This is a genomic window from Psychrobacter piechaudii, assembly GCF_900162825.1.
GTDB lineage: Bacteria > Pseudomonadota > Gammaproteobacteria > Pseudomonadales > Moraxellaceae > Psychrobacter > Psychrobacter piechaudii.
Genome location: NZ_FUGE01000161.1, coordinates 1 through 13,610, shown reverse-complemented (window position 1 = coordinate 13,610; position 13,610 = coordinate 1). Strand labels below are relative to the sequence as shown.

The following is a 13,610-nucleotide window of genomic DNA, read 5'->3' as shown; positions in this document are numbered from 1 at the left end:
AATTGCCTCTCAGGCTTGTACGCTCGTGTGGCGTATTATGCAAGCATCTGATAAACAGTCACAAGAGTTTGCTTTGTTTTTAGTGCGCCTCTCAGGTCGACAAATGAAACGCAGCAAACCAATAACCGCACCTGCTGTGATGGCAGGATTGTTCCAGTGGCTTAATTTTACCGAACTGGTAAATCATTATCCCCCTGACAAACTACGTGAATTCGCTGATGCCGCTAGTAAATTTGTGTAGATACCTATGCCCTGAAGTGGGTGGTTTTACGGCGACTGGTGATAAAGCCGTAGCCACCTTGATCTCATATTGAAACACTCATTTACGTCGTGAATTTTGGTTTGCTATCCCTAAAAAATTAGAAACTTACTCAATCCGTTGTAGCTCAACTGTCACTGACTTATAAGAAGGGATATGTGAGGTAGGCGCATGGCTGTCTAAATCCATTAAGTTATTACACTCTGGATAGTAGCCGGCCACTGCGTTTGAGGCAATATCCATTTTAGTAAGTAGCAGTGGGCCTAACTTACGGGTTTCACCTTGGCTGTCTTTACGCATAACAACAATCTTATCGTTTTCCTGCCAGCCCATTCGGCTCATTTCATCGGGATGCATAAACAACACATCGCGGCGCTTGGTCTGACGATAGCGATCTTCATGACCAAAAATAGTGGTATTAAACTGATCATGGCTACGCACGCTGGTAAATTGCCAAATCGCTTGAGTAGATCCTGATGCTTTGTGCTCGGCTTGCTGTTCATTAACGGCTTTCATAGCATCTGACTTAGCTTGCATTTCTTGCGCCACATAAGTGATAGGATACTGCGGTACTTCAAATTGTGCTTTGCCACTATCAGTAGGCCATTGACGGTGACGGGCAGGATGGTATAAATGAAAACCGCGCTTATTTTCACGAATACGCACATTAAAGTTCTCAAAACCGTCGATAGTCTGCGCTATATAATCGCGTACTAGATCATAATCCTCACTCATTGCCTGCCAATCTAAGCGACCATCTTCATCAAATAATTCTGTAGCAATTCCCGCTATAATTTGTGCTTCAGATTTAAGGGAGTCGCTAATCGGTTTTAGCCTGCCTTGGGTTTTAACAACCTGACAAATAGAGTCCTCTATCGTCGCAAATTGATTGCCTTTGCTAGTGACTAAGCGCTCAGTACGACTTAGGCAAGGCAGAATAATATTATTGTCACCAGGGTAAAGCATGGTTTCATTGAGCTTGGTTGCCACAAAAACGTTGAGCTCATTGTTAGTAAGCGCCTGCTGAATGGCCTGACTGTCAGGAGCCGCCACTGAGTAGTTGCCCCCCATTGCCATAAAAGCTTTTAGTTTCCCCTGCTGCATGGCTTTTGCTCCTTTAACCACATCATAGCCAGGCTGTTGCGGCATAGGGTGTTTAAAAAATCTTTGTAAGCTATCGAGCAGTGATTGAGCAGGACGTTCGTGAATGCCCATAGTACGATCACCCTGTACATTAGAGTGCCCACGTACCGGCGAGACACCCGCTCCTTCTATGCCTATCATTCCCATCAATAGCAGCAGGTTAGTAATCATCGCAACGTTATCTTCACCTTGCACGTGCTGGGTAATACCCATACCCCAAGTACAAATGGTGGCTGGACTGTCCGCAACCAGACGCGCTAAGTTGATAATCTCAGCTTGGTTAATGCCGCAGCCCTCTTCGATAGCTGTCCATCTTTGCTCAGATACCCAACCGCTAAATTGTTCAAAACCTGAGGTATGTTCTGCAATAAAATCTTGATTTAATTTGTCATTTTCAATCAGCCACTTGGCCAAACCCGTTAATAAAGCAGCGTCACCGCCTATTTGGATTTGAATGACCTCATCCACCATATCATCACTAGAACCCGCGACCATATGAGAGACTTTCTGCGGATTTCTAAACTTATGCAGTCCCTGCTCGCGCATGGGGTTTATTGAAATGATACGGCAACCTTGCTGATGCGCATGCGCTAACATCTCTAACATACGAGGGTGATTGGTGGCTGGATTTTGCCCAAACATCAGTATCAATTTGGCTTGTTCAAAGTCTTCCAGTATCACTGAGGCTTTACCTACGCCAAGCTGCTTGGTCAACATCACCGAGGTCGGCTCGTGACACATATTTGAGCAGTCTGGTAAATTATTGGTCCCAAATAAGCGCACAAATAGCTGATACATAAAAGCCGGCTCATTGGTGACGCGACCTGATGTATAAAACAATGCCTCATCCGGAGAATTTAAGCCTCGTAACTTATCGGCAATACGCTTAAAAGCTGTTTCCCAAGCAATAGGAACATATTTATCTTGAGAGGCATCATACTGCATCGGCTGCGCTAAACGGCCGGCTTGTTCCAACTCATATCCCGACCAGTCTTGTAATTCTGTGACAGAATGCTTAGCAAAAAACGCTTCATCTGCACAGGCAGTCATGGTCTCACTGGCCAAGACTTTAATACCCGATTCACAGACATCAATCATTTTATGGGTTTTATGATCAGGCCACGCGCAGCCTGGGCAATCAAAGCCCCATTCAGGTTGGTTGCTGCCCAATATACTTCTACTACCGCGTAAAAAAGCCTTGTAATCCATAAGGACACGAGAAGAGTCTATTAGAGCGGACCAACCCGCGGCGGGGTGGTTGTAAACCGGTATCTTGCGCATGGTAGACCTCATTTTATAATTATCAACTAAATCGCTAATTGCCGTATTAATAAAGTATCGGTTTAGAGTATTTTTTTCATTATTTAATATTTAGTATAGGTTAAATCGAAGGGGTATGTCATATACTTTAGCAATTTATATACATGGCTTAACCCGGTGCTAAATTTAATAAAAAAACCCCCAAATAAAATTTGAGGGTTTAATTTACATTATGATTTAGACGCTTTAATTTCACATAATTATTCAATCAATATGTACTAGATAAATATTAATTGCTGAATAATTATTGATGGCAGGGCTACCTAATAACGGGCATCCTTAGGTTTATTGCCATTGGGCCAGTCATTGACCTTACCTGGGAAATCAGGGCGAGGTTTGTGAGCGAAGAACTCGGCCACATCCACCGCATCTTGATCACTCAAGATACCACCATGACCCCATAAGCCCTTAGTCTGCACACTCATTGGCATATTGTATTTAACAAAGGCTGCCGCTTTATAGGTACGCGCCATCCCTGCACCGATGTTAAAGGACTCATCGCCCCAAAGTGGTGGGAATACGATATCTCCACGACTGTCCTTCATGCCCTCACCATTATCACCGTGACAGCTGGCACACTGAGCGTAGTAAATCTTCTCACCACGTTCTGTATCTGCCACCAAGGAAGTATCTACCTCTCCTGCGTTTTGGATATCCACGCGCTGGCTTTGAGGTATTTTTTGGCTTAGCCATTCCATGTAAGCAATCATGGCTTTCATTTCAGGGCCTTCACGATCTAAAGGTTTACCATTCATAGAACGTTGGAAGCAGCCATTAATACGCATTTCTAAGTCCACTTCTTTACCCGCTCGCGGCATCACCCGAGGGTAGAAGTTAAAGCTATTGATATATGGGTCGCCTAAAGGCACTTTACCTTGCGAGATGTGACAGCTGTTACAGTTCATCTCTGCGCCCACATGCTCAGGAAGCAGGCGTTTGGTTTCGTTAAGTAGACGCTTACCGTAGATAATTTCTTCAGCGTTTGGCTCTTTTAAAATCTCAGTATCCTGAGGAAGCACATATTTACCAATATCTTCGTTGGCATCGTCCGCAGTAGTCACCACAAACTCTGGCGCGGCTCGATCTGCAGGTTTAGGGTCAGAACAGCCACTGATAGCCACTGTCATAGTCCCCAACATAGTTATAGCAAATACTGACTTTTTCATTTTAGCGGTATTCATCATATTTAAATCACTCATTACCCGCTCCTTTTGGCTGTGCAGGCACAGTAAGATCCATTGGTAAATCTGTGGCTGTGACTGGTTTGGCATTTAAGAAAGCACGCATTTTCACCACGTCTGTGGTATTAATTTCTGGCGCTTGGTTGGTCCAGCTGTTGCGAACATAGTTCACAATTTCTGCGATATCTGAATCACTCAAGTGCTTAAACTCAGGCATAGTAAAGGCCATACGATCATGCGGAGTCTTCGGCATACGTCCGCCATTCATAGTGATCTGCAATACTGAGTCTGCATCACGAGCAATGACCGCACTGTTGGCATCTAATGCTGGGAAGATACGAGGCACCCCTTTACCATCAGCACGGTGACAAACCTGGCAGTATTCTGCATACAACATAGCACCGCGGCTATCATAATTACCATCGAGTAGTTTTTGGGTTGTGATGTCTTCTTTGGCCGGTAAGGTGACTTCTTTGCCAGGAGCAGGACTTAACGTCTTCAGATAAGCGGACATCGCATGTAGATCTTTATCAGTCATATATTGCGTACTGTGCTCAACCACTTCTGCCATGGCACCAAAAGCCGCCACTTTATCGGTACGACCAGTCTTAAAGAAGTCTACCAACTCTTCTGTACTCCAAGTGCCTAAGCCGCGATGCTCACCACGTAAGCTCTTAGCACGCCACCCATCAATGACGGCGCCACTTAGGTATTTATCAGAGTGTTTATTAGATAAGGCCACTTCTTGATAGCCAATACCGCGTTCAGTGTGACAAGAGCCACAGTGACCTGGTCCTTCAACCAAGTACTGACCTCTGGCTAAAATCTTGTCGTCGCTCTCTGCCACAAATTTACGCTCTGGAGCGAACATGGCTTGCCAGTAGGCCAAAGGCCAGCGCCAGTTAAATACCGGAGGCAGCTCACTTTTTAGGTTGGCCTGTTTTACCGGTTTTACCGCTGACATAAAGTAGGCATACATAGCGGCGATGTCTTCATCAGGCATAATTTGATAAGAAGGGTAAGGCATCGCAGGATAAAGCGCTGAGTTATCGGCACGAACCCCATGCTTCACTGAGTTAATAAATTGAGCCAGAGTATAATTACCGATACCCGTTTCTTTATCTGGGGTAATATTTGTTGAATAAATGGCACCTAGTGGGGTCAACATCGGCAGACCACCAGCATAGGCTTCACCATCTAAGGTACTGTGACACGCCACACAGTCTGCAATGCGGGCCACGTACTCTCCTCTCTTAATAAGTGCAGGGTCGTTGATATCTACTTGGATTGAGGTGGTAACAGACTCATCCACACTCCGCATTTTGGTCAGCATCATACTGAACAAAAATGCCAATATTAAAACCAATAATGCCCCAAGCACTATAATCATTGGCCATTTTCTTTTTGTCATATTCATGACTCCCAAAACTCTTGTTCTTATAACAACCCTATTTATAAGCTTAGGTCGTGTAGGTAATTGATTAGTAGTAACAGGAAGAAAGCGACCAAAACTACTTTTACCCCATTACTTATAGAAACTTTATTGAAATATAGCTAGGCTATTAGTTACTTTTTAGTTACATATAATATGATATTACATTATATTTAGGGATTAACCAACACAATCCCATATTCCTTTTAGGGATTAGGGGCGGAATAAGTGCTTCTCGGGGGCAATTATTAAATCTCATAAAAAAGCCTTAATCACGGTAACCTTTAAGGCTACAGCGACTAAGGCTTTAATTTCTAAAAGCTTAAGCTGGGCAGGTATAAACTGCTGTCTTAATTTAACTGATGGCAGGTAAACCCTGAGCTTAAAATACGCTTTAATTTAGTACGCTTTTATTTAATTAGTTACTCTCTAAATTCTTCAAAAGCAGACATGGCTTCTGCAGCGTACATAAGGCTTGGACCACCGCCCATGTAAACACACACACCCAGTGTTTCAGCAATTTCTTCACGAGTTGCCCCAAGCTTGATCAGTGCTTTGGTATGAAAACCAATACAAGCATCACAGCGTTGAGATACTGCTATTGCTAAAGCGATAAGCTCTTTTTGCTTTTGATCCAAGACGCCAGCCGCCGAAGCACTTTGGGCAAGACCAGAAAAAGCTTTGGTCGTCTCTGGTATGCTCTTACCTAGGACCGCTAAGTTTTTGCTTACGTGCTTGGTGATGTCATTAAAAGACTTACTCACTACTCTCTCCTACTCTTAAATTAACGGAATACTGGAAAAAAATAGATTATTTAAGCTTACAAGTATTAATACCCAGCAATTTATACAGCACGCAAGACTGAGTTAGGCCGGTAAATAACGGTACAAGACCTACGAGGCCCCACCAGCTACCATAGTAAGCACCAAGGGGCAGAATAATAACTCCTGCAATGATTCTGATCATTCTGTCTGTATTGCCAACATTTTTTTGCATAGTAGACTCCTTCCTTGAGGGATGCTTGAGTTACAAGCTAATTAATATATAAATATATAGTATATTAAATTATATATAAATACCAGTGTTTAGTTGATAACTTAAGAAGATAGTTGCCCTTAGCCCAAGTTGACTTCCTTCATGAAACGTAAAAAATTAGCAGTTAGCAAAAAGCACAGACAAAAAAAACGAGCCAAGGGCTCGTTTTTTGATTCATTTAAAGCAATGTTTTTAAATTAGCATCACCTCAAATCATCGTAGCTAATTAGATAGCTGTGATACCGTGGGCTTGTGGGCCTTTAGCACCTTGAGTTACTGTGAACTCAACTTCTTGGCCTTCAGCTAAGGTTTTGAAACCTGAGCTTGCGATCTCACTGTAATGAGCAAAAACGTCTGGACCGGTTTCTGGAGCAATAAAGCCAAAACCTTTAGCTTCGTTAAACCACTTTACTGTACCTTTGATAGTATCTGACATATTCATCTTCCTAATTTTAAAACATAATGACCATTTCGGTCGGGTAACGCTTGAGCAACTACGGGAAATCTTAAAACGGAGGATTAATGCTAATACTACGAGGTAATGATTTGCTGCGGGTTTCTCTTAAGCAGGAATGTAGTATAGGCGCCCTATTCACCTTAAGCAAGCTTTATTTTAAAAAAACTTAAAATATTTTTAGTTTCCTTAAAATATTATCGATTTTGCTCAAAATATGCTCGCTATAGTCATAAGACTGACTAAAATCATACTGCATCTATAATTAAATAAGCTTATGATAGTATTATGTAGAGAGTAAGGACCAATTCCCTTCTCTATGCTCTTTTAATCTTATTTATTAAATAGGTGCTGCCATGAGCTATAAACATATTTTACTAGTTACTGACCTACGCTCCGATGCCGATGTCGTTGCCCAAAAAGCAAAGTACATCCATTCTCGCCAACAAGGCGCTCAGCTGTCTGTACTGCATATCATTAAAGATACGGTGGTGGGGTTTGGTTACGAAATGGTGCCTGCAGCCAGTCTGTATGATGAAATAGATGATGAGCGCTGCAAAAGTGCTAGAAAGGATTTGATCGAGTTTCTTGACCGTAACGACCTAGATTGCAATAGCCCTGAAGTCACTACCGCGATTTCAAACAGTGAAGGTATTATCAACTACTGCGATAAAAATGACGTGGACTTGGTGATTATTGGTCGTCATGAACGTCATGGTATCTCTGCTTGGATTAATGGGGCTACTGTGGATGCTATTTTGCCTAATGTTTCTTGTGATGTTCTGGTGGTTAAGCTAGAGAAGCCAGTTTAATAGCTATTTACTAAAGCAATCTGGGTATAAATGAAGATATCCTAGCCATTAAGCGTCAGGCAATCGCCATAGATAGATGCCCACACAAAAGCAGACTAAAGCTACCGTCCAAGCTACCCATAGTTGTGCATCAGGCACTGTGAAAAATAACAGAGTGCCTGATAGGGTCATCATAATACAGGCAAGCCATTTAGCGCGTCTAGGGACAGCTCTGCGCTTCTCCCAGTCACGTATGTATTGGCCCATATATTTATGATTAATCAGCCATAGATAAAAACGTTCTGAGCCTCGCGCCCAGCAGGCCGCTGCTATTAGCACAAATGGGGCAGTAGGCATTACTGGCAACAGTACTCCTACCACTCCCAATCCGAAAAATATGCCCCCTAAGACAAGGTACAACCAACGCATCGAAGCGTATTTGGATTGATTAATACTGCCAGTATGTCGGTAGTGACTATTGTCTGTCATATTTCTGTCATAAAATGAGGTAGCTTATCTTCTTAGTTTATTATCATGCCGTTTTATTCGGCTATCTTATAGTGCCACAGCTTGACCAATCTGATCTCGTTTAGCAGTTTGAGCAATCTTCAGCGCCACTGCGGCATCGAAACTGGCGGCACCCACTGATTTAAACAAAGTAATACCTTTGTCTTTATTATCAGTATCTACTTTCAAACTACCCGATACTAAATCCAAAAGTTGTCCGCTGAGCTGATCCCACTGCCAGTCACAATTTGAATTGTCATGTGCCTGAATCAAATCACCTGCCTCGTGCTTACCGCCTTCTAAATCATCAATAACCACGTAAGCACTTGCTTCAATAATTGAGTCACTGACTTCCTTCATATTAGGCTGATAAGCACCTACGGCATTGATATGGACATTTGGCTTAACCTGATCGACTTCAAACAAACCTTCAGTCGCACGAGTGGCTAAGTTAATAATGTCGGCCTCTTTTACAGCTTCTTCTACCGTATCACAAACCGTTAGTTTTACATTCCACTGTGAATAATCTCGCTCAAATGCTGCTTTAAAGTCCCGCGCTTTGTCTGTAGTTCGGTTCCAAAGCATGACCTCAGTGATATTCGGGCACACGGTTAACACCGCATTGAGCTGCTCATATGCCATACCCCCTGTTCCTACCACAGCGACCGTGCTGCTATCTGAGTTGGCCATATATTTTGTGGCGACTCCTGATATGGCAGCGGTACGTACTTGCGTCACATAGATACCATCCATAAAGGCTAAGGTCTCACCCGTCGCCGTATCAGAAACAGTAATAGTGGCGACCGTTGTCGGTAAGTTACGTTTAGGATTGTGAGGGCAAATGGTTACCAGTTTAACCACAGCAAACTCATTCTCACCATCAAACATCACACAAGGCATAGAAAGATGGGAGCCTGACTGATGCTGCTCTATGTCAGCGGATGTGGGGATCACCAAGCGCTCAGGCGACTTAACCCAATTTGGATTTTTATTTTGCAGCTTTAATAGAGCTTCGATGGCCTCAATCGCCATTGGCATAGTTAATTGCTGCTTTACTGTCTCAATATTCAATACTTGCATTATTCTTCCTTAAATGATGAGGGTATTTTTTTATTATGCTAATCCATAGCCTATAAGGGCAAGTTGCCAATTGTGATATTTTGTCACATAGCTACAATAAAGTAAAAAAGGGGTTGTTTACAGCTTTGCCTCATCGGTACGCTTAATCAAAAAGCCAATCAATGCCATCACTAAAGTAGGCACTATCCAGCCCAACCCCAGCTCGGCTAACGGCAGTTTGTCTACTAAGCTCTGCCAAGGTAGTGTACCTGACACAATGTTGGCCAACATATCATTGAACGCAAGCAGGGTAGCAGTCCCCACTCCCAATATATAGGTCATTGGACGATTAGCAATCAGGCGGTCCATAAGCGATAAGAGCACCAGAGCAATACTGATAGGGTATAAAAAGACCATAATGGGTACAGCTGTCGCTAAGATTTTTTCTAAGCCTAAGTTAGAAAAAATAGCGCCCATTACAGTAAAAATTAACACATAACGGGCATAGCTAATTTTAGGAAATATCTGATTGGCAAAGCTTGAGCAAGCATTAATGAGACCAATACAAGTGGTCAAGCAGGCCAAGATAACAATCATTCCAAAAGCCAAGTTACCTGCACTTCCCATCAGCTGAGTGGCCGCCATGGACAGTAATACTGCCCCATTCTCATAGCCTTCAGGACGATACATGCCAATGCCAATCCACGCCAGCCCAAAGTAGATTGCCCCCAAAAATAGACCCGCAATTAAAGAAGATTGAATCATCACCTTCACTACGTGCTCATCATTGGCCGCCTTATTATGGCCGCTGCCGCTTTCACTAATAATGGCATTGGCTAAGACCGTACCAAAAGCTAAACCTGCCAAAGCATCTAAAGTGAAATAACCTTCAATAATACCGGCCGACAAAGGATTGTCTCTAAACTGCTCGGCAGCCATGTGATCACTAGGCGTCAGGTTTATAAACGCTAAACCACAAAGTAGAGCAATGGTGATCAATAAAATAGGCGTTAGAAACTTACCTATCACATCGACCAATCGCCCCGACCTTGATGCTAAAAAATAACAAATACTAAAAAAAACCACCACGTACAACGTTAAACTTAGGCCCTCAGGTAGATTAATAAAATGGCGAAACCCCATTTCATAGCCGACGTTTGCCGCTCTAGGGATACCATACATGGCCCCAATTGATAGATAGATTAAAATGGCAAAAATATAAGCGAAAACGGGGTGCACTCGGCGACCCAGACTTAAAATTCCGCCCCCTGATTTGGCAATGGCGATTAAAGTCAGCATGGGCAAGGCAATAGCAGTGGTGATAAAGCCTAAAACCGCAGGCGTAAAGTTGGAGCCTGAGTTCATACCCAGCATCGGTGGGAAGATGAGGTTACCTGCACCAAAGAAGAAGGACAGCAGCATAAACCCATAAAACAAAGGATTGGTCGATTTTATTTGTGTTGCAGAATGGTCTTTGCCCATAAGGTATTAACCCTGTTATGTGAGGTTGAAAATCGAGCAATTGTATATGAGTAAAGGGGAGATGGCAAAAAACCGTACCAACTTTTCAGTAAGTACGGCTCCATAATATTAGCGCTTAACCTATTTTATAGACAAAGCGAAGTTGGTAGTACCTTAAAACTTGGCCGAAAACAAAACCAACTAGTGACGATTAAAGACTGGTCGTAGTGCCAACCAGCCCTGTCACGGTGCAAGCACTCAAAAACAAAGAGCTGGTCATGATTAGCGTTAAGCCAATTTTTAACTTATTTAATTTTAATTTACTTGGCGTTGACATTGGCAATCCTTTTTTCATAAAAGTTTGGCTATCATAGTGTTTAGGGAGCTCTAGTTATTACCTATGTCAGCCCCTACTCTGCATTACAGCTTATTATTTTGACAACTATCGTCTCGCATTTAAATGAGCCATCGGTTACAGTTTATTGCTACTACCGCTCAGATTAAGCGGTGGGATCGGTGTCTGCTTGTGGGTGCTGCTTGTCCCATTCATCCGCCGCATTCAGCATTTTTCTAATTACCCTAGAGGACACAAATGCCACCACGGTCAGTAGAAAAGCAAATACCGTCAATGCCATAAAGAAGCCACCATAGCTGTCTACTGCGATGGCCTGAGTCAATTGGGTGTCTTTATCTAAAGCGATATAAGTAGAGAGCACTGCACCAACAATACCACTAAACGCCATGGCCACCATAAATAAGCTCACCGAAAAGCTAGAGATGGCTTTGGGCGCTACCGAAAGAATATAAGCCACTACCAGGCTACCCACGATAACCTCAGCGAAAGCTTGGAAGAAATGCACCAATAAGAATACTTCGGGTCGTAACACCACATCTTCCCCAATATTCAATAAGGCGGCCGTCATGATGGCAAACGCAATGGTGGTCAGAATAAAAGAAAAGCCTACTTTGGTGGCGGTACTGATAAATATATTTCGTTTTTCCAAGCGATTGGTAATAAAGGCGATTACCGGACCTGCAACGGCACACCACAACGGGTTCATCACCATCGACCCTTCAGGCTGAATAGGAATTATCCCGAACAAATCGCCTCGCATGGTATTAATGGCCACTAGGGTCATCGATGTCATCATTTGACCATAATAAACAAAGAAAGCAACGGTCAAAAGAATCATGATTAGAATAGTACCCATACGCAACGCGGTAGAACGGGCTGTCGAAGCTAGCATGAGCTTTATAAAATAACCGATGGCTGCCGCGCTAATTGCGTAGACAATATACTGTCCTTTGTCCATGTCACTAAACATATAAAACACAACGGCCAACATCGCCATACTTAATAGAGCAAATTTGAGCCAGTTGTTTAGCGGTACTGGGGTTTTATCAATGTCATCCGCACCAGCGACCAAAGGCTTACGCAGCACAATTAGCGACAACACACTAAGCCCTGCCATGATTGCTGCCAGCATAAAGTTGCCTTTATAAGCGATTATCAAGGTCAAAAATGGGAAAACATATTGACCCACAAATGCCCCGAAGTTATTTACCGAGTAATTAATTGGGTACACTTTTTCAAAATCTTGTTGTGAAGAAAAAGTGGTCTGGAATAAAGTAGGATAGTTCGGTGACATCAGACCCCTGCCATAGCTGGCCAACGCAATACCCATCAGACTCAGGGCCACATTAATGCTGACAGCACTAATTAACAGCAGCACATAGCCTAGAGTAAACGCGACATAGCCTACGACCAAAGAGCGATACGCCCCTAGCAGACGGTCGCCAATCACCCCTCCAGCGATAGAAAACAACGTCCCTACTGCCCCAAAGGCCCCTATGACCATTAATGTGTCGGCTTCGCTATACTGCAACTCTTCAAGGAAAAAGGGCGTCAAGACGATCATGACCCCATAAAAAGACAAACCAAACGCCATCTGGCAGAACATCATGACTAGGTTTCTTTTATTAAACACAGGCACCTCTTTTGTGGTGTCGCCCATTAATCAAATAAGCGACAGGCAATCAAAAACTGAAAAAAGGGGCAATTCTAATCTTATAAAACTAGAAAAGCCACCAAATTGGTGGCTTTTGTTTCACGGAGTCTTCATCAGTTTGTTTAATGATTAAGGCTACTGTATGAAGTTTTAAGTGGAGTTATAAGTTAACTATAATTTATAACGAGCAATTAGGTTCTAAGTTGGTCTTATAAACATAAGAGAAGTTTTGTCCATTAGGAAAGGCACGCTGTAACTCAGGCTTACTAAAAGTTTGATTTAACATAAGCGTTTGTTTTGGTACTAATTTATCTACTCTAATGTATGAAAATACTGGCTCGTTTCCGTGCTGTAGTCCTATGGAGTTTTGCATAGGTTTAAGCTGGTACTGCTCCACACTAACCTGCTTATAGCTGCCATCGATATAACACTGAAAACGATAGTTATAGCTCATACCATTTTTGAAGCTAACCACAGCCGCCTCCCCATTGATTCCTGAGGTCATAGCCCAATAGCCATCATATATACCTTGAGGCAATTGGTAGCTGTTACTAGGAGAATTAGGTGCCATACCGGTACTGGCACAGCCTGACAATAATATGGCGCTACTGATCATGGCAGCAGCTGTAATCTTCATAGGATAGCTCATAATCGTTCCTTGATTTTATGGGTTAAGTGAGTCATTTCATATTAACGCTATTTACATCGTTTGCAAATATTATCGGTAATAAGAGACAGTCTTTGTGTAAACTTTAGCGTAATACCAATTCTAAAAAATAACACTCAAGTCGCACCACTCCCGCTGAGTGATAGACCTAATTAAGTTAGTCTCATTACACAATGCATTCCAAGCGTCACATGCCGCATCGACAATCGCATCATAACTCTCAAAACAGCGATTAGATAACCAATGCTGTTTAAGGTACTGCCACACCTGTTCAGCAGGGTTAAGTTCAGGT

12 protein-coding genes and 2 pseudogenes are annotated in these 13,610 nt (G+C 42.8%); 2 read left to right on the top strand and 12 right to left on the bottom strand.

Features of this window, described 5'->3' with window-relative positions; translation table 11 throughout:
* Positions 1-241: pseudogene (locus tag A1019T_RS09245) on the top strand (transposase); the annotation flags it as partial.
* A 126-nt stretch (positions 242-367) separates the two neighbouring features.
* On the opposite strand, the gene A1019T_RS09240 reads toward A1019T_RS09245, so the two are convergent.
* The 6 genes from A1019T_RS09240 to A1019T_RS09215 all read right to left on the bottom strand — a co-directional run bounded on the left by A1019T_RS09240 (position 368) and on the right by A1019T_RS09215 (position 6,806).
* Positions 368-2,683, bottom strand: coding sequence for an FdhF/YdeP family oxidoreductase (locus A1019T_RS09240; protein WP_077451399.1), 2,316 nt, complete (start codon positions 2,681-2,683; stop codon positions 368-370).
* 302 nt (positions 2,684-2,985) lie between these two features.
* On the bottom strand, positions 2,986-3,921 hold the full coding sequence (locus A1019T_RS09235; protein WP_208608063.1) for a c-type cytochrome: 936 nt from the start codon (positions 3,919-3,921) through the stop codon (positions 2,986-2,988).
* Positions 3,914-5,314 carry a cytochrome c gene (locus A1019T_RS09230; protein ID WP_244156608.1) on the bottom strand — a complete coding sequence of 467 codons (1,401 nt, stop codon included), beginning with the start codon at positions 5,312-5,314 and terminating at the stop codon, positions 3,914-3,916. The genes A1019T_RS09235 and A1019T_RS09230 overlap by 8 nt, the downstream gene beginning before the upstream one ends.
* 443 nt (positions 5,315-5,757) lie before the next feature.
* On the bottom strand, positions 5,758-6,099 hold the full coding sequence (locus tag A1019T_RS09225) for a carboxymuconolactone decarboxylase family protein (protein WP_077451397.1): 342 nt from the start codon (positions 6,097-6,099) through the stop codon (positions 5,758-5,760).
* Positions 6,100-6,145: 46 nt separating this feature from the next.
* Positions 6,146-6,331 carry a YgaP family membrane protein gene (locus tag A1019T_RS09220; RefSeq protein ID WP_077451396.1) on the bottom strand — a complete coding sequence of 62 codons (186 nt, stop codon included), beginning with the start codon at positions 6,329-6,331 and terminating at the stop codon, positions 6,146-6,148.
* Between the two features lie 265 nt (positions 6,332-6,596).
* Entirely contained in the window at positions 6,597-6,806 is a 210-nt protein-coding gene (locus tag A1019T_RS09215; RefSeq protein WP_011959622.1) for a cold-shock protein, read from the bottom strand.
* A 374-nt stretch (positions 6,807-7,180) separates the two neighbouring features.
* On the opposite strand from A1019T_RS09215, the gene A1019T_RS09210 reads away from it, so the two are divergent.
* Positions 7,181-7,636 carry a universal stress protein gene (locus A1019T_RS09210; protein WP_077451395.1) on the top strand — a complete coding sequence of 152 codons (456 nt, stop codon included), beginning with the start codon at positions 7,181-7,183 and terminating at the stop codon, positions 7,634-7,636.
* 48 nt (positions 7,637-7,684) lie between these two features.
* On the opposite strand, the gene A1019T_RS09205 is transcribed toward A1019T_RS09210, so the two are convergent.
* The 6 genes and pseudogenes from A1019T_RS09205 to A1019T_RS13230 all read right to left on the bottom strand — a co-directional run.
* Positions 7,685-8,104: a YbaN family protein gene (locus tag A1019T_RS09205; RefSeq protein WP_077451394.1), complete on the bottom strand. Its 420-nt coding sequence runs from the start codon at positions 8,102-8,104 to the stop codon at positions 7,685-7,687.
* Between the two features lie 66 nt (positions 8,105-8,170).
* Positions 8,171-9,202 (bottom strand): ornithine cyclodeaminase family protein, encoded by a 1,032-nt coding sequence (locus A1019T_RS09200; protein WP_077451393.1) that lies wholly within the window; start codon positions 9,200-9,202, stop codon positions 8,171-8,173.
* Positions 9,203-9,319: 117 nt separating this feature from the next.
* Positions 9,320-10,663 (bottom strand): branched-chain amino acid transport system II carrier protein, encoded by a 1,344-nt coding sequence (gene brnQ / locus A1019T_RS09195; protein WP_077451392.1) that lies wholly within the window; start codon positions 10,661-10,663, stop codon positions 9,320-9,322.
* A gap of 479 nt (positions 10,664-11,142) precedes the next feature.
* Positions 11,143-12,630 (bottom strand): peptide MFS transporter, encoded by a 1,488-nt coding sequence (locus A1019T_RS09190; protein WP_077451391.1) that lies wholly within the window; start codon positions 12,628-12,630, stop codon positions 11,143-11,145.
* Positions 12,631-12,829: 199 nt separating this feature from the next.
* Complete coding sequence (locus A1019T_RS09185) at positions 12,830-13,300, bottom strand: hypothetical protein (protein ID WP_077451390.1); 471 nt, start codon at positions 13,298-13,300, stop codon at positions 12,830-12,832.
* 120 nt (positions 13,301-13,420) lie between these two features.
* Positions 13,421-13,610, bottom strand: a pseudogene (locus tag A1019T_RS13230) (IS630-like element ISAli3 family transposase); the annotation flags it as partial.

What these genes read in the sequence shown, in the direction of transcription:
- A1019T_RS09185 (WP_077451390.1), bottom strand. Translation starts at nt 13,300, where the DNA reads ATGAGCTATCCTATGAAGATTACAGCTGCTGCCATGATCAGTAGCGCC.
- brnQ (WP_077451392.1), bottom strand. Translation starts at nt 10,663, where the DNA reads ATGGGCAAAGACCATTCTGCAACACAAATAAAATCGACCAATCCTTTG.
- A1019T_RS09200 (WP_077451393.1), bottom strand. Translation starts at nt 9,202, where the DNA reads ATGCAAGTATTGAATATTGAGACAGTAAAGCAGCAATTAACTATGCCA.
- A1019T_RS09210 (WP_077451395.1), top strand. Translation starts at nt 7,181, where the DNA reads ATGAGCTATAAACATATTTTACTAGTTACTGACCTACGCTCCGATGCC.
- A1019T_RS09230 (WP_244156608.1), bottom strand. Translation starts at nt 5,314, where the DNA reads ATGACAAAAAGAAAATGGCCAATGATTATAGTGCTTGGGGCATTATTG.
- A1019T_RS09220 (WP_077451396.1), bottom strand. Translation starts at nt 6,331, where the DNA reads ATGCAAAAAAATGTTGGCAATACAGACAGAATGATCAGAATCATTGCA.
- A1019T_RS09240 (WP_077451399.1), bottom strand. Translation starts at nt 2,683, where the DNA reads ATGCGCAAGATACCGGTTTACAACCACCCCGCCGCGGGTTGGTCCGCT.
- A1019T_RS09235 (WP_208608063.1), bottom strand. Translation starts at nt 3,921, where the DNA reads ATGAGTGATTTAAATATGATGAATACCGCTAAAATGAAAAAGTCAGTA.
- A1019T_RS09215 (WP_011959622.1), bottom strand. Translation starts at nt 6,806, where the DNA reads ATGTCAGATACTATCAAAGGTACAGTAAAGTGGTTTAACGAAGCTAAA.
- A1019T_RS09205 (WP_077451394.1), bottom strand. Translation starts at nt 8,104, where the DNA reads ATGACAGACAATAGTCACTACCGACATACTGGCAGTATTAATCAATCC.